Annotated in this window: 20 protein-coding genes; 11 read left to right on the plus strand and 9 right to left on the minus strand. The window is 72.8% G+C overall.

What is annotated here, in order from left to right; genetic code table 11:
- Positions 1-94: 94 nt before the first annotated feature.
- A complete protein-coding gene (locus tag ACZ4FV_RS02765) occupies positions 95-364 on the minus strand; it encodes a hypothetical protein (RefSeq protein ID WP_395865548.1) in 270 nt (89 codons plus the stop codon).
- Between the two features lie 96 nt (positions 365-460).
- Here ACZ4FV_RS02765 and ACZ4FV_RS02770 point away from each other — a divergent pair, with 96 nt between their 5' ends.
- The 4 genes from ACZ4FV_RS02770 (at position 461) to ACZ4FV_RS02785 (ending at position 6044) form a co-directional block, all read left to right on the plus strand.
- Entirely contained in the window at positions 461-1966 is a 1506-nt protein-coding gene (locus ACZ4FV_RS02770; RefSeq protein WP_465321675.1) for a sensor histidine kinase, read from the plus strand.
- A gap of 79 nt (positions 1967-2045) precedes the next feature.
- Positions 2046-2723, plus strand: a complete 678-nt coding sequence (locus ACZ4FV_RS02775; RefSeq protein WP_395865552.1) for a response regulator — start codon at positions 2046-2048, stop codon at positions 2721-2723.
- Between the two features lie 193 nt (positions 2724-2916).
- Positions 2917-4626, plus strand: a complete 1710-nt coding sequence (locus ACZ4FV_RS02780; RefSeq protein ID WP_395865554.1) for an FAD-dependent oxidoreductase — start codon at positions 2917-2919, stop codon at positions 4624-4626.
- A complete protein-coding gene (locus ACZ4FV_RS02785) occupies positions 4623-6044 on the plus strand; it encodes an ATP-binding protein (protein ID WP_465321676.1) in 1422 nt (473 codons plus the stop codon). Before ACZ4FV_RS02780 ends, ACZ4FV_RS02785 begins: the two co-directional genes overlap by 4 nt.
- Positions 6045-6113: 69 nt before the next feature.
- On the opposite strand, the gene ACZ4FV_RS02790 is transcribed toward ACZ4FV_RS02785, so the two are convergent.
- Positions 6114-6431, minus strand: a complete 318-nt coding sequence (locus tag ACZ4FV_RS02790) for a type II toxin-antitoxin system PemK/MazF family toxin (RefSeq protein ID WP_395865557.1) — start codon at positions 6429-6431, stop codon at positions 6114-6116.
- A 434-nt stretch (positions 6432-6865) separates the two neighbouring features.
- Here ACZ4FV_RS02790 and ACZ4FV_RS02795 point away from each other — a divergent pair, with 434 nt between their 5' ends.
- The 3 genes from ACZ4FV_RS02795 to ACZ4FV_RS02805 all read left to right on the plus strand — a co-directional run bounded on the left by ACZ4FV_RS02795 (position 6866) and on the right by ACZ4FV_RS02805 (position 9447).
- Complete coding sequence (locus tag ACZ4FV_RS02795; RefSeq protein WP_402232195.1) at positions 6866-8089, plus strand: sensor histidine kinase; 1224 nt, start codon at positions 6866-6868, stop codon at positions 8087-8089.
- Positions 8089-8760 (plus strand): response regulator transcription factor, encoded by a 672-nt coding sequence (locus ACZ4FV_RS02800; RefSeq protein ID WP_395865561.1) that lies wholly within the window; start codon positions 8089-8091, stop codon positions 8758-8760. The genes ACZ4FV_RS02795 and ACZ4FV_RS02800 overlap by 1 nt, the downstream gene beginning before the upstream one ends.
- 264 nt (positions 8761-9024) lie before the next feature.
- Positions 9025-9447 (plus strand): hypothetical protein, encoded by a 423-nt coding sequence (locus ACZ4FV_RS02805; protein ID WP_395865563.1) that lies wholly within the window; start codon positions 9025-9027, stop codon positions 9445-9447.
- A gap of 181 nt (positions 9448-9628) precedes the next feature.
- Here ACZ4FV_RS02805 and ACZ4FV_RS02810 read toward each other — a convergent pair whose 3' ends face one another.
- The 3 genes from ACZ4FV_RS02810 to ACZ4FV_RS02820 all read right to left on the minus strand — a co-directional run bounded on the left by ACZ4FV_RS02810 (position 9629) and on the right by ACZ4FV_RS02820 (position 13264).
- Positions 9629-10285 carry an ester cyclase gene (locus ACZ4FV_RS02810; protein WP_395865566.1) on the minus strand — a complete coding sequence of 219 codons (657 nt, stop codon included), beginning with the start codon at positions 10283-10285 and terminating at the stop codon, positions 9629-9631.
- A 375-nt stretch (positions 10286-10660) separates the two neighbouring features.
- Positions 10661-11548 carry a TIGR03854 family LLM class F420-dependent oxidoreductase gene (locus ACZ4FV_RS02815; protein ID WP_395865568.1) on the minus strand — a complete coding sequence of 296 codons (888 nt, stop codon included), beginning with the start codon at positions 11546-11548 and terminating at the stop codon, positions 10661-10663.
- Positions 11549-11941: 393 nt separating this feature from the next.
- Positions 11942-13264, minus strand: a complete 1323-nt coding sequence (locus tag ACZ4FV_RS02820; protein WP_395865569.1) for a nitrate/nitrite transporter — start codon at positions 13262-13264, stop codon at positions 11942-11944.
- A 291-nt stretch (positions 13265-13555) separates the two neighbouring features.
- On the opposite strand from ACZ4FV_RS02820, the gene ACZ4FV_RS02825 reads away from it, so the two are divergent.
- On the plus strand, positions 13556-14995 hold the full coding sequence (locus ACZ4FV_RS02825; RefSeq protein WP_465321680.1) for an FAD-binding oxidoreductase: 1440 nt from the start codon (positions 13556-13558) through the stop codon (positions 14993-14995).
- A gap of 58 nt (positions 14996-15053) precedes the next feature.
- Here ACZ4FV_RS02825 and nirD read toward each other — a convergent pair whose 3' ends face one another.
- A complete protein-coding gene (gene nirD / locus ACZ4FV_RS02830) occupies positions 15054-15461 on the minus strand; it encodes a nitrite reductase small subunit NirD (protein WP_402232199.1) in 408 nt (135 codons plus the stop codon).
- Entirely contained in the window at positions 15458-17968 is a 2511-nt protein-coding gene (gene nirB, locus ACZ4FV_RS02835) for a nitrite reductase large subunit NirB (RefSeq protein ID WP_395865909.1), read from the minus strand. The genes nirD and nirB overlap by 4 nt, the downstream gene beginning before the upstream one ends.
- 316 nt (positions 17969-18284) lie before the next feature.
- On the opposite strand from nirB, the gene ACZ4FV_RS02840 reads away from it, so the two are divergent.
- Positions 18285-19412, plus strand: coding sequence for a uroporphyrinogen-III synthase (locus ACZ4FV_RS02840; RefSeq protein WP_395865577.1), 1128 nt, complete (start codon positions 18285-18287; stop codon positions 19410-19412).
- 484 nt (positions 19413-19896) lie between these two features.
- The gene (locus ACZ4FV_RS02845; RefSeq protein WP_078974137.1) at positions 19897-20121 is read left to right on the plus strand and encodes a hypothetical protein; all 225 of its coding nucleotides are present in this window, start codon (positions 19897-19899) and stop codon (positions 20119-20121) included.
- A 712-nt stretch (positions 20122-20833) separates the two neighbouring features.
- On the opposite strand, the gene ACZ4FV_RS02850 is transcribed toward ACZ4FV_RS02845, so the two are convergent.
- On the minus strand, positions 20834-22384 hold the full coding sequence (locus tag ACZ4FV_RS02850) for a PucR family transcriptional regulator (RefSeq protein WP_465321683.1): 1551 nt from the start codon (positions 22382-22384) through the stop codon (positions 20834-20836).
- Positions 22385-22616: 232 nt separating this feature from the next.
- Positions 22617-23570, minus strand: a complete 954-nt coding sequence (locus ACZ4FV_RS02855) for a helix-turn-helix transcriptional regulator (RefSeq protein WP_395865581.1) — start codon at positions 23568-23570, stop codon at positions 22617-22619.
- Between ACZ4FV_RS02855 and ACZ4FV_RS02860 the strand changes: the two genes are divergently transcribed.
- Complete coding sequence (locus tag ACZ4FV_RS02860; RefSeq protein WP_465321745.1) at positions 23564-23896, plus strand: TetR-like C-terminal domain-containing protein; 333 nt, start codon at positions 23564-23566, stop codon at positions 23894-23896. The genes ACZ4FV_RS02855 and ACZ4FV_RS02860 overlap by 7 nt on opposite strands.
- The last annotated feature ends 94 nt before the right edge of the window (positions 23897-23990 follow it).

Here is a 23990-nt window from a genome sequence, read left to right on the forward strand (position 1 = left end):
CTCGACATCTCGCAGCGTGAGGGACGGCCGCCCTGCTGTCCCGGGAACACCGCATTTCAGCAGGCCGCGACCTCAGCGAGGTAAAACAACAAGCTCAGGGCGCGCCGTCGTCCAGAGCCACCGGCCCCGGCGGCGGCGTGCAACACGACTCCCCCGGCACCGCCGGCTCGCCGGGCACCTCGCTCGACCCCGGCACCGCGGGCGCCGTGGGACTGATCGGCACCGGGACCGGGGTCGGCCGCGGCCCGTCCGAGTCGTGGGTGAAGTGCAGGACGAGGGTCGCCACCAAGCCGATCACGATCACGGCCACGCCGACGAGGGCCTGGACGGTCTCGCGGTGCGGGCGGCGTCGTTTCTCGGACATAGCGCCACGTTAGGCATGTTCGGCGTGCGCCGGCAGACATGGCACACGACTTTCGACGGAGGTGTCGCGACCCTGCGGGTCGATACCGTCGCAACCATGCGCACCACCCCCGCCGCCTGGGCCGCCGACCTGGCCCTGTGGACCCTGCTCGGCATCGGCATGCTGACCGTCAACGCACCACTGCCGCTGTCCGCCACGCACGCCGCGACGCTCGCGATCTGCCTGGTCGGCGGCGCCGTGCTGGGCCGGACGTATCCGCCCGCCGCGCTCGCGCTGACCGTGTTCCTTGCTCAGCAGGACGCCCGTTGCTACGCCGCCGTGGCCCTCGCCGCGTTCCTGGCCGGGCGGCGCTCCGCGGACGGACCGGGCCTGCCGTGGCGGCTGGTCTCGGTGCTGGTGCCGGCCGCGCTCGGGGCCTGGCTCGAGTCGCCGAACACGGCCGAACTCTCGGTGCTGCCCGCCGAACTGCTGGGCCTGGCGGCGATGCCCTGGCTGATCGGGCGCTACCGCTATCAGTGGCTCGCGCTGCATCGACGCGGCTGGGAACAGGCCACACGGCTGCAACGCGAGCGGGACCTGGTCGAGGAGCGCACCCGGCTGCGCGAACGGGCCCGGATCGCCCAGGACATGCACGACTCGCTCGGCCACGACCTGAGCCTGATCGCCCTGCGCGCCGCAGCCTTCGAACTCGACGCGACGCTCACCGACGCGCAGCGCGAGCGGGCCGGCGAACTGCGGGCGGGCGCGGGCGCGGCGACCGAGCGGCTGCACGAGATCATCGGCGTGTTGCGGGAGAGCGACGAACCGGCGCCGGTGGACCCGGTGCACGAGGACCTGGACACCCTCGTCGCGCGCTGCCGCGCCTCGGGCATGGTGATCCGCCACACGGTCGAGCCGACCGCCGAGCCGGCCGCGCTGCCGCCGATGGTCGATCTCGCGCTGCACCGGATCGTGCGCGAGTCGCTGACCAACGCGGCCAAGCACGCGCCGGGCGCGGTCGTGCGGATCACGGTCACCCACGGCCGCGAGCGCACCACCGTAGAGGTCGCCAACGGGCCCGCCCCGCGTCCGGCCGAGTCCGCGCCGGTCGGCAGCGGCCACGGCCTGGTCGGGATGCGCGAGCGGGCCCGACTCCTGGGCGGCACGTTGACCGCGGAGCCGGACGCGGACGGGTTCCGGGTGCTGGCCCACCTCCCGCACCACGCCGCGCCGGCCCGTCCGGACACCGCCGGCCACGTGGAACAGGGTCGGCGCATCCGCCGCCGGTTCGTCAAGGCGCTGGTGTGGACCGGCGCGGGCGTGCTGCTCGCCGGATCGGCGTACGCGCTGACCACCCAGGGCGAGGCGGTGGCGCCGGGCGACTTCGACCGGATGCGGATCGGCCAGACCCGCGCCGAACTGGCCTCGATGTTGCCGGACGACCCGAGCGACCAACGCCCGGAGCGGGAACCGCCGATCCCGACCGGCGCCGCGTGCGAGTACTACACGAATGGCGACTTCCTGCCGAGCCGGCTGTTCCGCCTGTGCTTCGTCCGCGGTGTGCTGGTCGCCAAGGACGACGTGCCGCTCGAACAGCGACGCGACCGGGACGACACACGCTGACGACCGGGCCGGCCCGATCCATCCCATCCCACGCACCCCACCGCACCCCGTCCACGCACCCACCCGAGGAGCCACCGCGTTGAGCACCACCGAGCAGTCCACTACCAGCATCCGGGTCCTGATCGCCGAGGACGAGCGGCTGATCCGCACCGGCGTGCGGATGGTGCTGACCGCCGACCCCGGGATCGAGGTGGTGGCCGAGGCCGCCGACGGCCGCGAGGCGATCGAGCAGGCCCGGCGATGGCGCCCGGACGTGGTGCTGATGGACATCCGGATGCCGAACCTGGACGGCCTGGCCGCGACCGCCGAACTGCGCCGCGCGGTACCGGGCACGGCCGTGGTGATCCTGACCACGTTCGGTGAGGACGAGTACATCGCGACCGCGCTGGACAGCGGCGCCACCGGTTTCCTGCTCAAGTCCGGCGATCCCCGCGAACTGATCGCGGGGGTGCGGGCGGCGGCCGAGGGCGGCGCGTACCTGTCCCCGAAGGTGGCCAAGCGGGTGATCAGCGGGATCGTCCCGGGCCGGCCCGCACGCGAGGTGGACGCCGGGGCGCGTGTGGCGCTGCTGACCGCGCGCGAGCGGGAGGTCCTGGCGCTGGTCGGCGCCGGCTTGGCCAACGCGGAGATCGGCCGTCGACTGCACCTGGTCGAGGGCACGGTCAAGACGCACGTGAGCGCGATCCTGGCCCGCCTGGGGGTGCGCAACCGGGTTCAGGCCGCGATCGTGGCCTACGAGGCGGGCATGGTCGACTGAGCCGCGGGGCGACACCCGCGGGACCGCCGCCTTCGCGCACCGCATCGCCCGGCGCCGGGCCCACCCGGTCGCGGCGGACCCGCGCGGACACTCTCCACCTGCGGGTTTCGGCGAGAGGATAACGTGGCGGGCGCGCTGTCCGGGGCATGGTCGAGGCCGGTTCCGGGCAGTGGCTCCCTTCCGTCTTCCGCCCATGCCCGTGAGGAAATCCGTGGACAAGCCCGTCCTGCTCACCGTCGACGACGATCCGGCCGTGTCCCGCGCCGTGGCCCGTGACCTGCGGCGACAGTACGGCGACCGACACCGCGTCGTGCGCGCCGAATCCGGCGCACAGGCCCTGGAGGCGCTGGCCGAACTGCACGAGCGGGGCGAGCAGGTCGCGGTGCTGATCGCCGACCAGCGCATGCCGCAGATGGACGGCGTGGCGTTCCTGGAACAGGCCGCACACCTTTACCCACGCGCGAAACGGGTGCTGCTGACCGCCTACGCGGACACCGGCGCGGCGATCCGGGCGATCAACGACGTGGACATCGACCACTACCTGCTCAAGCCGTGGGATCCACCGGAGGAACGCCTGTACCCGGTCCTGGACTCGCTGATCACCGCGTGGGAGACCGCGCCGGTGCCGGACGAGAGCTGGGCCACGGTGATCGGCGCACGCTTCTCCGCGCCGTCCTTCGAACTGCGCGACTTCCTCGCCAACAACGGCGTGCCCTACCGCTGGTACGACGTGACCCAGGCCGAGGCGCGGCGGTTGATGCGCGAGACCGGTACCACCGAGGCCGACGTGCCGGTGGTGATCGCGCCGGACTCGACCGTGCTGCGCGGCCCGTCCAAGGGCGAACTGGCCGAGTACGTCGGCCTGTCCGTGACCGCCTCCGGCGACCTGTACGACGTGGTGATCGTCGGCGGCGGCCCGGCCGGCCTGGGCGCCGCGGTATACGCGGCCAGCGAGGGACTGCGCACGCTGCTGGTGGAGCGCCAGGCCACCGGCGGGCAGGCCGGCCAGAGTTCGCGGATCGAGAACTATCTCGGCTTCCCGGACGGCATCTCCGGATCGCAGTTCATCGGCCGGGCACGTCGTCAGGCGCTCAAGTTCGGCGCCGAGATAGTCAGTACGCGCGATGTGACCGAACTGGGTGTGGACGGCGAGGTGCGCACCATCTCGTGCGACGGCGACGTGGTCGCCAGGGGCCACGCGATCGTGCTTGCCACCGGTGTGTCCTACCGCACCCTGGAGGCGCCCGGATTGGCCGAGCTCACCGACCGCGGCGTGTACTACGGCGCCGCGCTGACCACCGGCCCGGATACCCGCGACCAGGACGTGTACATCGTCGGCGCGGCCAACTCGGCGGGTCAGGCCGCGGTGTTCTTCGCCCGCTATGCCCGCCGAGTGATCATATTGGTGCGCGGCGCGGGCCTGGAGGCGTCCATGTCGCACTACCTGATCGAGCAGTTGGCGCAGATCCCCAACGTCGAGGTGCGCGTGCGCACCGAGATCACCCACGCGCACGGCACCGGCCGGCTGCGCGAACTCACCCTGCGTGACCGTGACTCCGGCAAGGAGGAGACGGTGCCCGCGTCGTGGTTGTTCGTGTTCATCGGCGCCAGCCCGCGCACCGCGTGGCTGGACGGCAGCGGCGTGCGCCGCGACCGGGACGGCTACATCCTCACCGGCGGCGAACTCCTCGACGACTGCGACGGCGAGCTCGACGGCTGGAATCGACCGCCGTTCGTCCAGGAGACCGCCGTGCCGGGCGTGTTCGCCGCCGGCGACTCGCGCGCGGCCTCGGTCAAGCGGGTCGCCTCGGCGGTCGGCGAGGGCGCGATGACGGTGATGCTGGTGCACCGCTACCTGGACACCCTGAACACCCGGATCCCGGCGACGGAGGGCTCGCGATGAGTGTGTGCGACGTGTTGCCGCCCGAGGAACTGCGCACGCTCTTCCTGTTCGAGAAGCTCGCCGACGAGCACTTGGACTGGCTGTGCGCGCACGGCAAGGTCAAGGCGTTCCCGGCGAACACCACGCTGTACCACGAGGGCGACCCGGGCGAGTGCTTCTTCGTGCTGCTCTCCGGCGAGGTCACCATGAACCGGATGGTGCGCGGCGGCGAGTTGGAGGTGCACCGCTCGTCGATGCGCGGCGCCTACGTCGGCGCCGCGCTCGCGCTGGACGGCGACGACGACGCGACACCGGCCGTGCACGCGTACGGCAACACCGCGCGCACGCACGTCGACTCGACCTTCTTCGTGCTGCCCGCGGCCGAGTTGGCGCAGGCCTTCACCGAGTGGTTCCCGATGGCCGCGCACCTGGTCGCGGGCATGTTCCTGGGCGCGCGCCGCAATGGCTCGGCGGTCGGGCAGCGCGAGCGCATGGTGGCCCTGGGCACGCTCACCGCCGGGCTCACCCACGAGTTGGGCAACCCGGCCGCGGCGGCCGAGCGGGCAGCCGCGAACCTGCGCACCCGACTGGGCGAACTGCGCTCGGCTCGGGCCGAGTTGGCCCGCACGGGCGCGAGCGCCGAGGCGCTGGCGGCGCTGGAGCGCCTACAGGAGGAGGTACTGGCGCACCGGGCCGGCGAGGCGCCTCGGCTGCGCCCGCTGGAGTTCTCCGATCGGACCGACGAAGTGGCCGAGGTCTTCGAGGACTTGGACATCGCGGACGCGTACGAGACGGCGCCGTCGTTCGTGAACGTGGGCCTGTACGAGGACTGGGCGCGGGACGCGGGTGCCGCGCTCGGCCCGGCGGCGCGCCCGGGGTTGACCTGGCTCGCCGCCAACCTGGAGGGCGAGGCGCTGCTCGACGAGGTCGCCGACGCGCTGGGCCGGATCACCGAACTGCTGGCCGCCGCTGGGCAGTACACCCAGATGGACCGGGCCCCGTACCAGGAGACCGACCTGCGCAAGGGCCTGGACAGCACGGTGGCGATGTTGGCCGGCCCGCTGCGCGACATCCGGGTCGAGCGCGAGTACGCCGCGGACCTGCCGAAGATCCAGGCGTACCCGGCCGAGCTCAACCAGGTGTGGACCAACCTGATCGACAACGCCGCGGACGCGATGGGCGGCAAGGGCACGCTGACCCTGCGGGCCCACGCGGACGCGGCGTCGGTGGTGATCGAGATCGAGGACAGCGGGTCGGGCATCGCGCCCGACATCCAGGACCGGATCTTCGAGCCGTTCTTCACCACGAAGGCACTCGGCGAGGGCACCGGCCTGGGCCTGGACATCTCCTACCGGATCATCGTCCAGCGGCACGACGGCACGGTCACGGTCGACTCCGAACCCGGGCGCACCACGTTTCGGATCACGCTGCCCAGATAGCGCGGCCCGGCCGCGCGCCGTCCCGGGTGGTGCCGGCCGTCGGATGCGCCGACGACGTCACCGACTGCCTCACAGACCCAGGACGGCGCGCAGCGCGACGTCGACCCGCTCCATCTCGTCCGGCGCGACATCGCCGAGATAGGTGCCCTGTTCGAACCGGCGATGCCGGGACGTGTACAGGTCGGGAGCGAGCACGACGCCGTTGACCGGCGTGGTGATCCGGACCGTGACCAGCGACTCCTGCCGGTCGCCGATGGTGTCCACCAGCGCGCACAGGGCGGCGCCCGGGTGCAGTGCGGCGACGTGGTCGTTCTGCACGATCATGAAGGTGCGGTCGCGGCCGACGGTGGGGATCGTCCACACCTGGCCGCGCCTCAGCGGCCGCACGGCTCCGCCCCTGTCCGGCCCGAGACGGCGATGGCCGGCAGGCCGCGACGCGCTGCCGGCGTCGGACGGTCGGGGTCGGGGACGAAGCGGTTGCCGGTAGCCATGGCACCAGTCGTACCAGACGCGACGCCACCGGAATTGCCAACGGGGTGCGCGTTCGCCGCCGGCGGAGCGATTCGCCCGATTCACCGGGGGCGCGGCGCACTTGGGTGGGCATCGGCCGAACGGGCCGGGCGGGGTCCGGAGGAAACGCTCGCGGACCTCGCACGCACACTCGGCGGGCCTCGTGGGAACACTCGGCGGGCCTCGCGGGAACACTCGGCGGGCCTGTCGCGAGACGCTCGCGCCTTCCGCGCGTATCCCTCGCGCGAGCGAGGCGGCGATGGACGATCACCCGCGACACTGTCGGTACACACCACCCTGGAGTAGGCCGCATGTCCGACCATCCCGCCGAGCGCGGCGCCGACCGGCACGTCCGTGACCGGGCCAAACACACGCTGGACATCCTGCGGCGGACCGATCCGCGACTCGTGGACATCCTGATCGCGCTGATGGTGCAGTTCATGGTGTCGCTGCCGTTCCTGGTCGCCTGGCGCTCGCCGTATCGGATCGGGTTCTTCCTGCTGTCCGGTACGGCGATCCCGCTGATCTGGCGGCGCCGGCGGCCGTTCGTGGTGGCGTGCGTGGTCGCGATGTTCGCGGTCCCGGCCTCGTTGCACCATCGCCCCGGGCAGGCGTTCCAGTTCGGCATGACGATCGCGATCTACACGGTCTTCGCGCTCGGCCGGCGCTGGGAGCGGATCACGGTCGCGGCGATGATCCTGCCGATCACGCTGACCGTCGAGTACGCCAAGCATCAGCCCTCGCAACAGGCCACCTTCGACGTCTTGGCGCTGACCGCGGCCGCCGCCTTCGGCCTGGCCACCCGGCACCGCACCGCGTACATCGCCGGGATCGAGGAGCGCACCCGGCGGTTGGAGCACGAGCGCGACCTGGAGATCCGCCGCGCCGACGCCGAGGTGGCCCGCGCCGCCGCGCGGGAACGGGCCCGGATAGCCCGGGACATGCACGACATCCTGGCGCACGCGGTGAGCCTGATGACCGTGCAGGCCGAGGCCGGCCCGGTGGTGGTGCGCAGCGATCCGGCTCGCGCGGAGGCCGCGTTCGACGCGATCGCCGACGCGGGGCGCGACGCGATGGTGCAGCTCCGCCGAATCCTGGGCACGCTCAAGGAGGACGCCGAGGCCGGTGCCCGGGCCCCGCAGCCCACCGTCGCCAACATCGCCGACCTGGTCGCCGAGGTCGGCCGGACCGACCTGCGGGTGGTGTACGAGAGCATCGGCGAGCGCCGACCGCTGCGTTCGGATGCGGAGATCGCCGCGTACCGTGTCGTCCAGGAGGCACTGACCAACACGGTCAGACACGCACAGGCCACCACGGTGACGGTGCGGCTCGAATGGGGCGAGGACACGATGAGGATCACCATCACCGACGACGGCCGGGGCGGGCGGCCGCGCCCGGGCGGCGGACACGGGTTGGTCGGCATCCGCGAACGGGCGAGCGCGTGCGGTGGCAGTGTGACGGTCGGGCCGCGGGTGACCGGACCGGGCTTCGAGGTCGCGCTGCGGATCCCGCTCGACGCGGTACGGGCTCCGTGATGTCGATCCGCGTGGTGGTGGCCGACGATCAGGGCCTGGTGCGCAGCGGCTTCGCGATGATCCTCGACGCGCAGTCGGACATCAGCGTGGTGGCCGAGGCGGGCGACGGCGTGGAGGCGATCGAGGCGGTTCGCGCGCACCGCCCGGACGTACTGCTTCTGGACATCCGGATGCCCAGGATGGACGGCATAGAGGCGGCCCGCACGGTCTCCGCCGAGGCACCGGCGTGTCGGATCGTCATGCTCACCACGTTCGACGTGGACGAGTACGTCTACGACGCGCTGTACGCGGGCGCGGCCGGCTTCCTGCTCAAGGACGTGCGGCGGGACGACCTCGTCCACGCGGTGCGGATGGTGGCGAGCGGCGAGGCGTTGCTCGCGCCGTCGGTGACCCGGCGGCTGATCGCCGACTACACCCGCCGACTGCCCCGTACGGAGGCCCCGGCCGAACCCTCCGAGCGGCTCGCGGTGTTGACGACGCGCGAGCGGGAAACGATGCGCTGCCTGGCCCTGGGCATGTCCAACGCGGAGATCGCCGAGGCGCTCGTGGTCAGCGAACACACGGTGAAGACGCACGTCAGCAGCATCCTGGGCAAGCTCGGGCTGCGGGATCGGGTGCACGCGGTGATCTGCGCGTACGAGACCGGGCTGGCCGTTCCGGGTACGGCCTGAAGGCTCTGTACCGGCGGCGCGGGCGGCGCGCCCACGGAGTCCGCCCGACCGTTTCGGACACGACCCGCATGCTCGCGCGAACGGTGCGCGGGCCGGTCACTCGCTCGCTCGGGTGAGGCGGGAAAGGTTTCTCCGTCCTACAGAGGGAGTACGCGAGGCGGCGGAAACGGTTCGTTCAGTGGATGCGCGGGACCGCCCCCACAGCGAATCCTGGTGGGGCCCGAGGGACTGTCCCATCGGGCGCTTCGAACGGGGGAGCGCGCCATGAGCGATGTCCTACAGCAGTCGAGTACCGAGCTCTACCTGCGGTTGAGCGACTGCACGATGCGCGTGGGCAAGGGGTCGCGCGGGCGACCGGCGCTCGAGGTCTACACGGGGTACCGGCTGATCGACGTGGCCGTGGCCGGGACCACACTGGGTCGCACGCTGCTGCGCGGCGCGCTGCGTTCCGGGCGCGGCGAGCCGTCGTGGGCACTCGCGTGGGGTGTGCTGCCGAACGACGGCGTACCGCCGCGAGTCGAGTTCCGGCGTGGCCGGTTCACACTCCCGGCCCCGGCAACGATCTTCGCCGAACGCTTCTGGGTGGCCACCGTCCCCGGCACCTACCGCTCCCTGACGGTCGACACCGGCGACACCACCCCCACCGAGGGCGGCCGCCTCACCCGCATGCGCACCCCCCGCCTGTAACCCGCCAGACGAGCCCACCGACGATCGACCACACGCTCGAACCCGGGCGCGAATTCGCGACGCGTCGGGCCGAGGGGGCGAGAGCCCAGGCTCGGGTGCCGGGTGGGGGTTGGGGAGGGGCTCGGCACCCGGGCGCTGGTGGGGTGTGCTTCGGCTTCGGTGTCCGGCGGGTCGGGTGGGGTCAGCTTCCGTGGGCGACCGGGCAGCCGCCGGTGAGTTGGGCGAGGAAGCTGTTGGGGTCGTAGTAGTGCTCGACCTCGACGAGTTTGAGGTCGTCGCTGACCTTGGCCACGCTCATGCCGAACATCTCGATGGTCTCGCCGTTCGGCCGGAAGCCCTTGTACTCGCCGGTGTAGCTGCCCCAGTGCCGCCATTTGAAGGCAACCACGGGCGGCGGGGACAGGACTTCGAGGACCTCCCAGTAGAAGCCCTCGGGGAACGCGGTGTGGAAGATGTGGTGCGAGGACTCGAAGCTCTCCCCGCCCGGCGAGTAGAAGATGCTGTCGCCGATCAGGATGTTGTAGCTGCCTCGGTCCACGATGTCCTGCGCGCTCGCCCACGGGCCGCCGTTGACGTTCGTGCGGAATCGCTCGGTAACCATGGAGACCCAGGTCTTGGGGTCCTTCTTGTGCGAGACCTCCATTTCGAAGACCTGCACGATGCTCTCGACGATCGCCTCCAGCGAGTCGGGGGCGTGCCGTGTGCTGCGCTGGCCCGGCATCACAGTGTGCGAGAGGTGGTAGTCGGGGGCCTCTTCGCGCCAGTCGCCGGGTGCCGCGGCGGCAACGACGGCGTCCCGTCCCTGAAGCCAGAGCGGAGTCGCGGGGGAAGTCGACACGTGTATTTCCATCCTTCGTTGCCGGCGGCAGCGCTCGGTGGCGCGCGCCGTCCGGAGGGGAACGGGGGCGATCCTGACTGACTGTCAGACCGGGCGCAACCCTCCGTCGCGGCGGCCGCCGCGCGACGGCCGGCCGGATTCGATCGGTGTCGAGGTACGGAATCCGGCCAATCGGAGGGCAGGACCGACTCCCGGGCATACGGGGACTGTTCACGTGTCGACCGACGCTGCGGTGCAGGTGGGCGCGAGGAGCAAGGGCGGCCGGTCGGCGGTCCGGGGTTCCCGACCGCTCGGCCGGCCGTACGATTCCGGCAGGCCCGAGTGTGCGCAATATTTTGCTTACGGAGCGTCAGTTCGCGGGTACGGCAAGATCGTTCACGTCTCCAGCGGCAACAGCTCGGTGGCGAACTCGTTCAGGAACGCGGTCCACGAGAGCGGTGGACCGGCCGGCCGCACCACGAACTTGCTCACCCCGACATCGGCGTACTGCCGGATCAGCTCGCGCGCGGCGGCCCAACCGGTGGGCACCAGCTCGGCGGGGTCCACGTCCGGTCGTTGCCGCCGCAAGGCCCCGAACTCGCGGCCCGGAGCCCCGTCGAACGCGACCACCAGGCTCATCCCGTAGTGGTCGTCGTCGACGGTACGCCCGGCCTCGGCCGCGGCGGCCTCGATCGCGCGCCGGGCCGCGCCTGCCTCGTCGGGGGTGAGCGCGGCGCCCAGCCAGCCGTCGGCGAGCCGACCCACCCGGCGCAGCGACTTCGGGCCGCTGCCGCCGAGCCACAGGTCCAGTGGCCGGGTGGGTCGCGGGCGCACGGTGGCGTGTTCGTAACTGTGGTACTTGCCCTCGAAGGAGACGTCGTCGTTTTCGAGCAGGAGGCGGACCACGGTGAGCGCCTCGTCCATCACCTCGCCGCGCGGGCCCGGAATCGGGAACAGCGGCCGTTCGCGCGCGGTGGCGTGTTGCACGCCGAACACCGGCAGGATGCGGCCCGGCGCGAGCGCGGCCAGGGTGGCGAGCTCCTTGGCCACGGCGACCGGGTTGCGGCCGGGCAGCACGGTGACGCCGCTGCCGAGCTTGAGCCGCTCGGTACGACCGGCCGCGTAGCCGATGCCGACGAGGGGGTCGGGCAGGTCGCCGCCGATCAGATCGGGCAGCCAGAGCGAGTCGACGCCGATGTCCTCCATGTGCCGGACGAGTTCGCCGAACGTCGCGGGGTCGGCGGGGTTGCGCGGGCTCATGCCTACGCCGATACGGAGTTTCATGGAGTAAGTCTGTTGGGCGACTTCGTCGCCGGCTCCGCTTTTGTTGGGCGACTTCGTCGCCGGCTCGCGAGGCGCCGCTTTTTCTTTCCTCCGCTTCGCTCCTCCAAGAAAAAGCGGTGCCTCGCTCGGGGCTTCGTGTCCCTCCGCTTCGCTCCGGGTCACGAAGCCCAAGTTCTGCGGCTCCGCCGCTCTCCGCGCTTCGCGCGTCGATCACTGGGGTGGGCTGGGGTCGGGGGCGCTGACGCGCCGAGGGTGGTCCGGGTGGGGCTGCCGATGAGTCGGGGTGGGCAAGGACGTGGGTCGGGGGAGCCCCGCTCGGCACAGGGCTGGTGCCGGGGGCCGAGCGGGGCTTGGGGGCGAGTGTGGGAGGGGTCGGGGGCTGGGGCGGGGGCGTTACACCCCGGTCAGGTGCCGTGCCGAAGGCCGCAGGTAGACCGCCCAGGTGACCACCAGGCACAGGCCGTAGAATGCGAGGAAGGCGAGGTAGGCGGCGTCGCCGCGGCCCGAGTTCAGGAAGGACTCGCGGAACGCGATGTTGACCAGGACTCCGCCCAGCGCGCCGATCGCGCCCGCGATGCCCATCAGCGCGCCGGACTTGCGCCGCGCGGCCGGGCCCGGGCCGAGTTTGGCCGCGAAGATCGCCGGGATCATCTTGTACGCCGAGCCGTTGCCCACGCCGCTGAACACGAACAGCAGCACGAAGCCGGTCAGGAACAGGCCGAGCGACTCCTGCCGCGACGCCAGGTAGACCACGAGCGCGGCGCCGGCCATCGCGACGAAGTTCCAGAAGGTGACCCGCGCGCCGCCCCAGCGGTCCGCGAGCAGGCCGCCGATCGGACGTACCAGCGAGCCGAGCAGCGGCCCCAGGAAGGTCAGGTAGGCGGCCTTGACGGGCGTGGCGAACTCCGCGTGGAACTGCACCTGGAGCACCTGACCGAAGGCGAACCCGAAGCCGATGAACGACCCGAACGTGCCGATGTACAGCAGCGACATCACCCACGTGTGCGGCTCCCGGGCGACCTCGCGCATCGCGCCCTTGTCGTTGCGCAACCCGGGGAGGTTGTCCATGTACCGCGCGGACAGCAGCGCGGCGATCACGATCAGCGGGATGTACACCGCGATCAGCAGCCGAGGATGCGCGGCGCCGGCGGTCGCGAGCACCGCGAGGCCGACCAGTTGCACGGCCGGTACGCCCAGGTTGCCGCCGCCCGCGTTGATGCCCAGCGCCCAGCCCTTGAGCCGCTGCGGGTAGAAGGCGTTGATGTTGGCCATCGACGAGGCGAAGTTGCCGCCGCCGACTCCGGCGACCGCCGCGACGAGCAGCAGCGTGTTGTAGGAGACGCCCGGCTCCAGCACGATCGCGATCAGCGCCGTGGGCAGCAGGAGCAGCAGCGCGCTGACCACGGTCCAGTTCCGACCGCCGAAGCGGGCCACGGCGAAGGTGTAGGGGATCCGCATCGCGGCGCCGACCAGGGTCGGCACGGCGGTCAGGGTGAACTTCTGCGCCGGGTCGAACCCGTACGCCGGGCCGAGGAAGAGCACGATGACCGACCACAGGCTCCACACCGAGAAGCCGATGTGCTCGGAGAGCACCGAGAAGATCAGATTGCGTCGGGCGATCCTGGCGCCCGCCTGCTCCCAGAAGATCTCGTCCTCGGGCTGCCAGTCGTCGAGGGGGCGCGTGGCCTGGGTCGGTGCGCTGACGGTTGTCGTCACGGGGACCTGCCTGTCCGGGAGGGCGTGCTTGCTGACGTTCCGTCACGCTAGGAATGCCAGATTTCCGCCCGGTGCGTCGTCCCGGTCGGTCGGGCTACATCTCGCTCAATCCGGCGATCGGGTGATGTGAGGAATCGGGCGTCAGGTGCCCACCGGGCGACCCGAGGCCCCGCGAACCGGCCGGAAAACTTGACGGCGGATGTCAAGTTATCAAGCGAGAGTGGGTCCCACGGAAGACGAGAGAGCGAACACGGGACGCACACGTGGCGTCCCCGAGGATGGGAGACACCGATGACCGCGAACAACGCCGCCGGGAAGCCGGAAGACGACCACGCGTCCCGGGCCGCCGCGATCGCCGAGCTGGGCGCGCGGGTCCAGGGGGTCGTGTACGCACCGGGCGACCCCGGTTACGACGACGAGCGGTCCGGGTTCCAGACCGCGTTTCGACCGAGCCCGGACGTGATCGTGGGCGCGGCGGACGCCGAGGACGTCCGGCTCGCGGTCGCATTCGCCCGCGCGCACGGCCTGTCCGTGTCGGTGCGGGCCACCGGACACGCCCCGGCGGACGCGTCCCCCGGCGGCGTGCTGATCTCCACCCGGCGGATGGCCGAGGTCCGGGTCGACCCCGCGGCGCGCACCGCGTGGGCCCAGGCCGGTGCCCGCTGGGAGCGGGTGGTCGCCGAGAGCACGCCGCACGGCCTGGCCCCGCTCAACGGCTCGGCTCCGCACGTGGGCGTGGTCGCGTACACGCTCGGCGGCGGACTGGGCCTGCTGGCCCGCGAGTTCGGCTACGCGGCCGACCACGTCCGGGCCATCGAGGTGGTCACCGCCGACGCGACCCTGCGGCGGGTCACCGCCGACGGTGACGCCGACCTGTTCTGGGCGTTGCGCGGCGGCCGGGACAACTTCGGCATCGTCACCTCGATCGAGTTCGACCTGATGCCGGTGGCCCGGGTCTACGGCGGCTCACTGGTCTTCGACACCGATCTGGTGGAGGCCGCCACCGCGGCCTACCTGGCCTGGACCGAGAACGTGCCGGAGCAGGTCACCTCGTCGATCTCGTTCATCGGCCTGCCCGACATCGAGCAGGTGCCGGCGCCGCTGCGCGGGCGACACACCGCGAGCATCAAGATCGTGTACACCGGCGATGCCGCCGACGGCGAGCGCCTGGTGGCCCCGCTGCGCGCGGTCGGACCACGCCTGGTCGACGACCTGGCCGATCTGCCGTACGCCCGGTCGCACACCATCCACAACGACCCGGCCCACCCGCACGCCTACCTCGGCGACAACGTCCTGGTCCGCGACCTGGATCCGGAGGCGTTGCGCGCGGTGTACGAACTCGCCGGTCCGAGCGCGCCGATGATGGTCATGCACGAGGTGCGTCACCTCGGCGGCGCGCTGTCCCGGCAGCCGGCGGTGCCCAACGCGGTCGGCGGGCGCGACGCGCGCTACATCGTCCGGGTCGTGGCGATGATCGACGGCGCCGATCTCGACGCGGCCCGCGCGCTCCAGGCCGACGTCCAGGCCGTCCTGAAGCCGCTGTCCCTCGGCCGCAACCTCAACTTCGTCTACGGCGACGGCGTCGCGCCCGGTCCGGACCGGGTCGCCGAGGTGTACGACCCGTCGACCCGGGCGCGCCTGGCCGAACTCAAGGCGGCGTACGATCCGGGCAACCTGTTCGCCGGCAATCACAACCTCGGCGGCGTCGACCCGGACCCCGCCTCGCGCTGAACCTCCGACGCCGGTGGGATCGCGGCTGATGCCCGGCCGTGATCCCACCGGTCGTCGGTCACCCGTGGGCGCGGACGGGCCACGTGCGCAGCACCGCGGGGGTGCCGTCCGGGGCGGTGCTCTCGTCCAGGCACTCCCCCGTGCGCAGGTCGAAGACCTGTTTGTACATCGGCGACGCCACGGTCGGCACCTCTCCCCGACGGCCGACGATGCCGCGCGACATCACGTACGCGCCGCTGAACGGGTCCCGGTTGGCGAGCGCGTACAGCGCGCCGGTGCGGTCCCGGAAGATCGCGACCTGCTCGCCGTCGATCAGCGCCGCGACGCCTCGGCCCGGGATCAGTCGGTCGTACGGGCAGACCGCGACCCAGCCGGTGCCGCATGCGATCTCCACCATGGTCCGCGTGCCCGTTCGGGCGATGTCGGTCTCGGTGGTGGTCTGGGTGATGGTCTCGGTGACGGTCATCGGCCGCGTACCTCCAAGGGCCCGAGCAGCACGGGCTTGATCTGGTCCCGCTCGGCGGTGAACCGCACGGTCGGGTCTGGGGTGCCGGGCGCGTTGGCGAAGGACACGAAGCGGCGCACCCGGTCGGGGTCGGCCAGGGTCGCGGCCCACTCGTCCGCGTAGGTCGCCACATGCCGACCCATCAACTCGTCCAGTTCGGCGCAGATCCCCAGCGAGTCGTCCATGATCACCGCGCGCACGTGGTCGAGTCCGCCCTCGATCCGCTCCAGCCACGGCGCGGTGCGCTCCAGGCGGTCGGCGGTGCGGATGTAGAACATCAGGAAGCGGTCGATCGTGCGGATCAGCGTGTCGTGGTCCAAGTCGCTCGCGAGCAGGTCCGCGTGCCGCGGGGTCATCCCGCCGTTGCCGCCGACGTACAGGTTCCAGCCCTCGGAGGTGGCGATCACCCCGAAGTCCTTGCTCTGCGCCTCGGCGCACTCGCGGGCGCATCCGCTCACCGCGGACTTGAGCTTGTGCGGCGAACGCAGGCCCCGGTAGCGCAGTTCGAGCTCGATCGCCAGGGCGACCGAGTCCTGCACGCCGTAGCGGCACCAGGTCTGCCCGACACACGACTTCACGGTGCGCAGCGCCTTGCCGTACGCGTGCCCGGACTCGAAGCCGGCCTCCACCAACCGCTGCCAGATGAGCGGGAGTTGGTCGACGGTGGCGCCGAACATGTCGATCCGCTGGCCGCCGGTGATCTTGGTGTAGAGGCCGAAGTCGCGGGCGATCTCGCCGATCGTGATCAGGCCGTCCGGGGTGATCTCGCCGCCCGGGACGCGCGGTACCACCGAATACGAGCCGTTGCGCTGGATGTTGGCCAGGAAGTGGTCGTTGGTGTCCTGGAGCGCGGCCTGTTCGCCGTCCAGGATGTGCCCGCCGGACAGGCTCGCCAGGATCGAGCCGACGGTGGGCTTGCACACGTCGCAGCCGTCCGCGTCCGGCCCTCGGTTGCTGCCGTGTTCGTCGATCAGGCGGGCGAACGTGGTGATGCCCTTGACCCGGACGATCTCGTACAACTCGGCGCGCGTGTACCGGTCGAAGTGCTCGCACAGGCCGCGCGCGGTCTCGATGCCGGCGGCGGCCAGTTCCTCGGTGACGATGGTGCCCACCAGCTTGACGCAACTGCCGCAACCGGTACCGGCCTTGGTGTGTCGGCGCACGGCGGCCGGGTCGAGCCGGTCCGGCGCGCACACCGCGGCGCGGATGCTGCCCTTGGTGACCGCGTGGCACGAGCACACCACGGCCGTGTCCGGCAGCGCGAACTTCACCGGCGCGCCGATCGCGGCGGGCATCAGCAGTTGCTCGGGCGGCACCGGCAGCGGGGCGCCGGTGAGCGGGCGCAGCACGCCGTACGCGTCCGGGTCGCCGACCAGGACGCCGCCCAGCAGGCTGCCGTCGGCGCCGATCACCAGCTTCTTGTACACGCCCGCCTGCGCGTCGGAGTAGAGCACCTCCACGCAGTCCTCGGCGGTGCCGTGCGCGTCGCCGAAGCCCGCCACGTCCACGCCGAGCAGTTTCAGGCTGGTGGACAGGTCGGCGCCGGTGAAGCACACGGTCGGGTCGGGCACCTCGTCCAGGATCCCGCGCGCGGCCACCTCGGCCATCGCGTAGCCGGGCGCGACCAGCCCGTACACCCGGCCGTCCACCGTGCGCGCGCATTCGCCGATGGCCAGCACGTGCGGGTCGCCGGTGCGGCAGTACTCGTCCACCACGATCCCGCCGCGCTCGCCGATCTCCAGCCCGGCCGCGCGGGCGAGCTCGTCGCGCGGGCGCACCCCCGCGGAGAAGACCACCAGGTCGGCGGCCAGTTCCGTGCCGTCCGACAGCACCATGCCGGCGACCCGGCCGTCCCGGTCGAGGATCTCCCGGGTGCCCGCGTCGGTGTGCACCGTCACGCCCAGGTCCTGGATCTTACGGCGCAGCACCTTGCCGCCGCCCTCGTCGATCTGCAGCGCCATCAGGCGCGGCGCGAACTCGACCACGTGGGTGTCCAGGCCCATCGCGACGAGCGCGCCGGCGGCCTCCAGGCCGAGCAGTCCGCCGCCGACCACCACACCGATCCGAGCGGTCTCGGCGGCGGCCTTGATCGCCTCGAGGTCCTCGATCGTGCGGTACACGAAACAACCCGGCGTGTCGTGGCCCGGCACCGGCGGTACGAACGGATAGGACCCGGTGGCGAGCACGAGCGTGTCGTAGTCGACGGTGTGACCGGCCCGGGTGGTCACGGTGCGCGCGGCGCGGTCGAGAGTCTCCACCGGGTCGCCGAGTCGGATGTCGATCCCGTGCTCGGCGGCGAACTCCGCACTGCACATGGACAGGTCCTCCGCGCTGGTCCCGGAGAACCACGAGGTCAGGTGCACCCGGTCGTAGGCCCGCCGCGGCTCCTCCGCCAGCACCGTGATCCGTGGTCCCGGTGGTCCGGATCCGGTCGTGGTGAGCGCCTCCAGGAAGCGCTGCCCGACCATCCCGTGGCCGACCAGGACCACGTGCGTCTGCTTGGCGTCGGTCACGAGGGACTCCTTCGGGGTGGGGCGAGGGTGCGGGCACGGTCGGCGGGTCGCCGTGCCCGACGCGCCGGCCGGCGACCGCGTCACCGAAGCCTCCCGAGCCGCTGTTACGCAGCCTGGTCCCCGATGTTGCGCGAGCGGTACGGCCGGCTCACTCGGCGCCGCTGACGCGGTGAGCAATGCGACACGATCGGGCCCCATCCCGGTTCGAGGCCTTACCCCGAGGTGATCGCCCGGCAACATCGCCGTAACGCCGACCCGGCAACCTCACGACATGGTTACTCGTACAGGCGCGGCCGAACCCCTCGTCGGGCTCACGGTCGGCGTCACGGCCGCCCGGCGTCGCGACGAACTCGTCGCGCTGCTGGAACGTCGGGGCGCGAAGGTCGTGGGCACTCCGACGATGAGCATCGTCCCGTTGCGCGAGGACCAGGCGTTGCGCCGGGCCACCGAGCGCTGTCTGGTCGAGCCGCTGGACTATGTGGTGGCCACCACCGGCCTGGGCTGGCGCGGTTGGATGAACGCGGCCGAGGGGTGGGGGCGGGCGGACGCGGTGGGGCAGGCCTGCGCGGCGGCGACGGTGATCAGCCGGGGGCCCAAGGCCACCGGGGCGGTCCGCGCGTCCGGGCTGCGCGAGATGTACTCGCCGGGTTCGGAGGCCAACGACGAGTTGCTGCACTGGCTGCTGGCCCGGGACCTGCGCGGGCGGCGGATCGCGATCCAGGAGCACGGCGCGCCGCTGGAGGGTTTCGCCTCGGCGCTGCGCGAGCGTGGCGCCGAGGTGATCGAGTTGCCGGTGTACCGGTGGGGCCCGCCGGAGGACCCGGCCGCGGTCCGGCGCCTGGTCGAGCAGGTGATCCGCGGCGATCTGCACGCGCTGACCTTCACCAGCGCGCCGGCGATCGGCGCGTTCCTGGAGACGGCCGGCGAACTCGGGCGGCGTGAGGAGGTGTTGGCGGCGCTGCGGACCGACGTGTTGCCGGTGTGCATCGGTTCGATCTGCGCGAAGCCGCTGCTGGACGAGGGTGTGCCCGCGGTCTGGCCGGAACGCGGACGGCTGGGCTCGCTGGTGCGCACGGTCACCGAGACGCTGCCCCCACGGGTCCGGCGCGAGTTGGACACCGGTACCGAACGGCTGATCATCCAGGGCAACGCGGTGCTGGTGCGCGGCGGCGTGATCTCGCTGTCCCCGGTTCCGGCCGCGGTCCTGCGCGCGCTGGCCGAGAAGCCCGGCTGGGTGTTGAGCCGCGCGGAGTTGCTGCGTCGCGTCTGGCGCGGGGCCGGCGCCGACGAGCACGCGGTCGAGGCCGCCGTGGCCCGCCTGCGGACCGCGCTGGGCCCGCACAAGGGCCTGATCAAGACGGTTACCAAGCGCGGCTACCGGCTCAGCGTCACCGGCTGAGCGCGCCTCGCACCCGGCGGGCACACCGTCGCGTCCGTGCGATCGTGCGCCATCCACCGCCGTCCACGGCCATCCACGGCCATCCACGGCGCCACCGATCGCACCCCGAATCGGCGGGCGTCCCTACCGCCGATGAGACCAACCGGGTCACATGACGTCACGAATGGAGTCAACCAGGCTTGCCATGGCGTAACTATGGCGCCATGATGGCGTCATGGACGTGACGCCATGGGCCGCACCCGAAATGTCCGGTGGCATCTGGCCGTTGCCGCATCCGGTACCACTGCCGCTGTTGTGCGCGGTGCTGATCCTGGCCGCGCTCGCACCCCTGGAGCGCCGGCTCCGACGCCGGACCGTCGAGCGTCGACGCGTCCCGCGGCGGGCGACACGCACAACGCGGCAAATGTCGGAATTCATGACAAGCCCGACGCAGCATGGGTGCCGAACGCGGATGTCAGCCGCCTCGATCCCACAGGGAGCACGCATGCCCGTGACCGCCGATCTCGACAAGTTGCTCGACAAGGCCTACGAGAACAAGACCCTGAGCGAAGTCCTCGCCGCCCCCGTCGCCGGACTGGCCGGGATCACCGACGCGCACGCGGAGCACCTGGCTTCGCTGAAGATCACCACCATCGGCGACCTGGGCCGCAACAAGTACTTCCGCTGGGCCGCGTCGCTCGCCGACCTCCAGGACAGCGGCGCCAAGTAACCCCCGACGCCACATCCACGCGGACCCGCGCCCGGCCGAACGGAGCCACCGCACGGGTCCGCGCCCAGGCCCGGCAGAGCCACCGCACTCGCCCCGACCCCGGCAACACCGCGACGCCCGCCCCGGCCCGCCCCGCCGTGCAGCCCCACTCGCCCTGCCCCGGCAGCATCGCGACGCCCGCCCCGGCCCCCGCCGTGCAACCACGCTCGCCCCGGCCCCGGCAGGAACCGCAGCCCCGTCACGGCCCCGCCGTGCCAGCGCGCTCGCCCCCGATCCCGGCAGTAGCACCGCACTCGCCCCTGGCCCCGGCAGCACCGCCACACCCGCCCTGGCCCCGGCAGTACCGCCGCACCCGCCCCGGCCCCCGCCGTGCAACCACGCTCGCCCCGGCCCCGGCAGGGACCGCGACCCTCGTCCCAGCCCCCGCCGTGCCACCGCACTCGCCCCGGCCCGGCAGCACCGCCACGCCCCCCGGTCCCCGCGGTCCCACCGCACCCGTCCCACTCCCGACCGCGCCGCCGCACTCGCCCCGGCCCGGCAGCACCGCCGCACCCGTCCCGGTCCCCGCGGTCCCACCGCACCCGTCCCACTCCCGACCGTGCCACCGCACTCGCCCCGGCCCGGCAGCACCGCCACGCCCGCCCGGTCCCCGCGGTCCCACCGCACTCGTCCCACTCCCGACCGCGCCGCCGCCCTCGTCCCGGGGCCGGTCTCAGCAGCCGGGGTCGCTCTCCAGGGCCAGCAGCAGATCCACCCGGTCCCGGGCCGAGAACAGGTCCCGGCCGGTCAGGTCCCGGACCCGGCCCATCCGCTGGTGCAGCGCGCTGACATGCACGTCCAGCATCGCCGCGCAGCGCTGCCAGGCCCCGTTGGCGGCCAGGAAGGCGGCGAGCGTGCCGATCAGGTCGGTGCCGTGTTCGGCGTCGTACGCCCGCAGGCCGCCCAGGACCCGATCGGCGAACGCGCTGCGCACGGGCCCGGGTACGGCCGCCAACAGCGCCGGGTACGCGTCGATCCCCGGGCCCGCGGCCACCGTGAGCCGGCCGGGGCGCGCCCACGCGATGTCCCGCGCGCCCCTGGCCTCGGCCAAGGCCGTCGCCCACGTGGGTGACGTCCCGGCAATGCCGATCGCGACCCGCTCGGACCCGAGCAGTGGTTCCCACCAGTGCGCCGCCCGCTCCAACTCTTCGGCGATCCGGGCCGCCGCGCCCGCCCCGGTCCCGGCCGACGCGAAGACGACCGACTCGGCCTTGCCGCAGGCCACCACCCATCGCGTCGCCGGATCCGCCGCGAACACCCGCTCGATCAGGTCCACGACCAGCCGCCCGACCGCCGGGTCGGCCCCGTCGCCCGCGGCACAACACACGATCGGCGCCGCGTCCGGTCCGATCCCCGCCGCGCCCAGTCGGGCCCGGACCGCGTCCGGGGCCGTGTCCGACTCGACCAGGTCGACGAGTTCCCACGCGTGCGCGCGCTCCACGGCGAGCCGCTCCGCACGCCGGGCGCCGCCGAGCAGCAGCAGGTCGGCGGCCTGCGCGAGGGCCTCGTCGTCGGTACGGTCCCCGGCACACACGAGGTATCCCGCGAACGCCGGCCCCCGACCGAGCGCGAACACCGTCTCGCCCTCGATCAGTGCCGGCAGCCGCTCCGCCGCGAGCGCGCCGCGCACCGTCTCGACCGCGTCCACCACGTCGCCCGCCACGGCCGGCCCCCGCGCCGGCCCACTCCCCGTCGCGCTCGCCAGGACGCGGCCGGCCGGCGTCGACACCCGGCAGGGTGCGCCGAGTTCGCGGGCGAGCAGATCCAGCAGGTCCTGGGTGTCGGCCCCCTCGGCCAGCGCCGTGATCAGCCGGCGCTGGCGACCGGACAGGTGTCCCGTGGTCGGCCCGCGTTCGACCGCGACCCGGTGCGCGACCACCTCGGCGATCCGCACCGCCGTGACCCCGATCGGGGCCAGGAACAGCGGGAGGCCGGCTTGCCCACAGACCTCGACCAGCGCGTACGGCACCTCGTCGGGAGCCGGTTCGACCCGATCCACCCCACCCCGCGCCTCCGGCAACACCACGACCGCCGCCGCACCGCCCGCCACGAGCGCCCGCACCGGTACCGCGCCGTCGACCCCGTATCCGCCCGCGCGCAGCACCACGAGTTCGCCGGCGATCGTGCCCCCGCCGGGGTCGACCGGATCGGCGGCCGACACCCGAAGCACCTCGCGAGCGAGTCCCTCCGTACCCGCCAACAGGGCCAATCGCAGCTCGGGCATGCCCAACAGATCCTCGACCCGCACCGCCGTGCCCCCAAGCCTTCGTTCATCGTGTTCCGATGATCGTATGAACACGGAGCGATGCGGACACGGCGCTTCCGCCGGTTCCCCACACCTCCGCCCCCGAAAAGGCGCCGACCCGAAGGGCCCGCACCCCCGCCGACCGAAGCGCGCGCGAGGCGTACAGGGCCTCCTCCGGGACCGGCCCGCGCCCGGGACGCTCGCGCGGATCTCATCCGTACGCGCCGACGATCGCCGCCGCCGTCTCGACCATCGCCGTGCGCGCCTGCGGCGGATCCAGGACCTCCACGTCGGTGCCGAACTGGAGCAGTTGGCGCACAGCGCTCAGTGCCGGGTACCCCAACTCGACCGTCACCCACTCGTCGTCGTGATCCGCCGGCGGCCCGGTCAGCCAGGCCCCGACGATCCGGACGAACATGTCGACCCGGGTCCGCCGCACCCGGGCCCGGATCCGCACCGCCACCGGCTGCTCGTCGATGCCTCGGCGCAACGCGTGCCACACCTCGGCCAGTTCGACCCCGGGCCGACGGCGCACCGGGTCCTCGGTGACGGTCAGCCCGGTGAGCCGATCGGTGTGGAACAGCCGCGGCGTCCCACCGCGATCCGCGACCAGGTACCACGTACCCGCCTTGGCGACCAGCCCGTAGGGGTCGACGGTGTATGTGCGCGGCGTGGTCGAGCCGCTGCGTCGATAGCGGATCCGCAGCCGCCGGTCCGCGAACACCGCGTCCTGCAGCGCGGCCACGTCCACCGCCGGACTCGGCCCGGACATCCACCGCTGTGGATCGATCAGCACCCGGCGGGTCATCTCCTCGGCGGCGGGCCGATGTGGCGCGGGCAGCGCGACCATCACCTTGCGCAGCGCCGAGCCGAGCGCGCCGTCCAGGCCCAGTGCCGCGTGCGTGCCCTGCTCGGCGAGCACGAACAGGGCACGCGCCTCGTCCGAGGTCAGCCCGGTGACGTCGGTCCGGAACCCGGGCAGCAGCGAGATCCCGCCGTGCCGACCGCGCTCGGCGTAGACCGGCACACCGGCCGTGGACAGCGCCTCGACGTCGCGGTAGATGGTCCGCGTCGACACCTCCAACCGCTCGGCCAACTCGGCCGCCGGTACCCGGCCACGAGTCTGCAGGAGCAACAGGATGGAGAGCAGTCGATCGGATTTCACACCACCCAGGATGCTCCCTCACCCGCTCGCCCGCGGCCGGCGCACCCCGTGCGGCGCGGGTCGCTCACCCCGCGAGGCGCCTGGACACCGTGCTGCACGGCACCCAGCGCCGGATCGGCACCGCCGTGCTGCGGGCCGCGGGCGCACGCGGCGAACTCCCGCCGGGCGTCGACGTCGACCTGGCACTGGACCTGATCGTCGGGCCGCTCTACTGGCGCCTGGCGGTCACCCGCACCCCGCTCACCGCCGACCACCTGGACCGACTGACCTCGGCGACCACCGCGGCCCTGATCGGCTCGGCCACACCGGCGGCGGACCCGAACTGACCACCGGCCCGCGCGCGTCCGCCGATCGTCCGACCGGGACGCGGCCGACACCCCGCCCACCGTGCTCGGTCGGCCGGGGCCGAGGAAGCCCGTT

This window comes from Embleya sp. NPDC025285, from assembly GCF_055558835.1.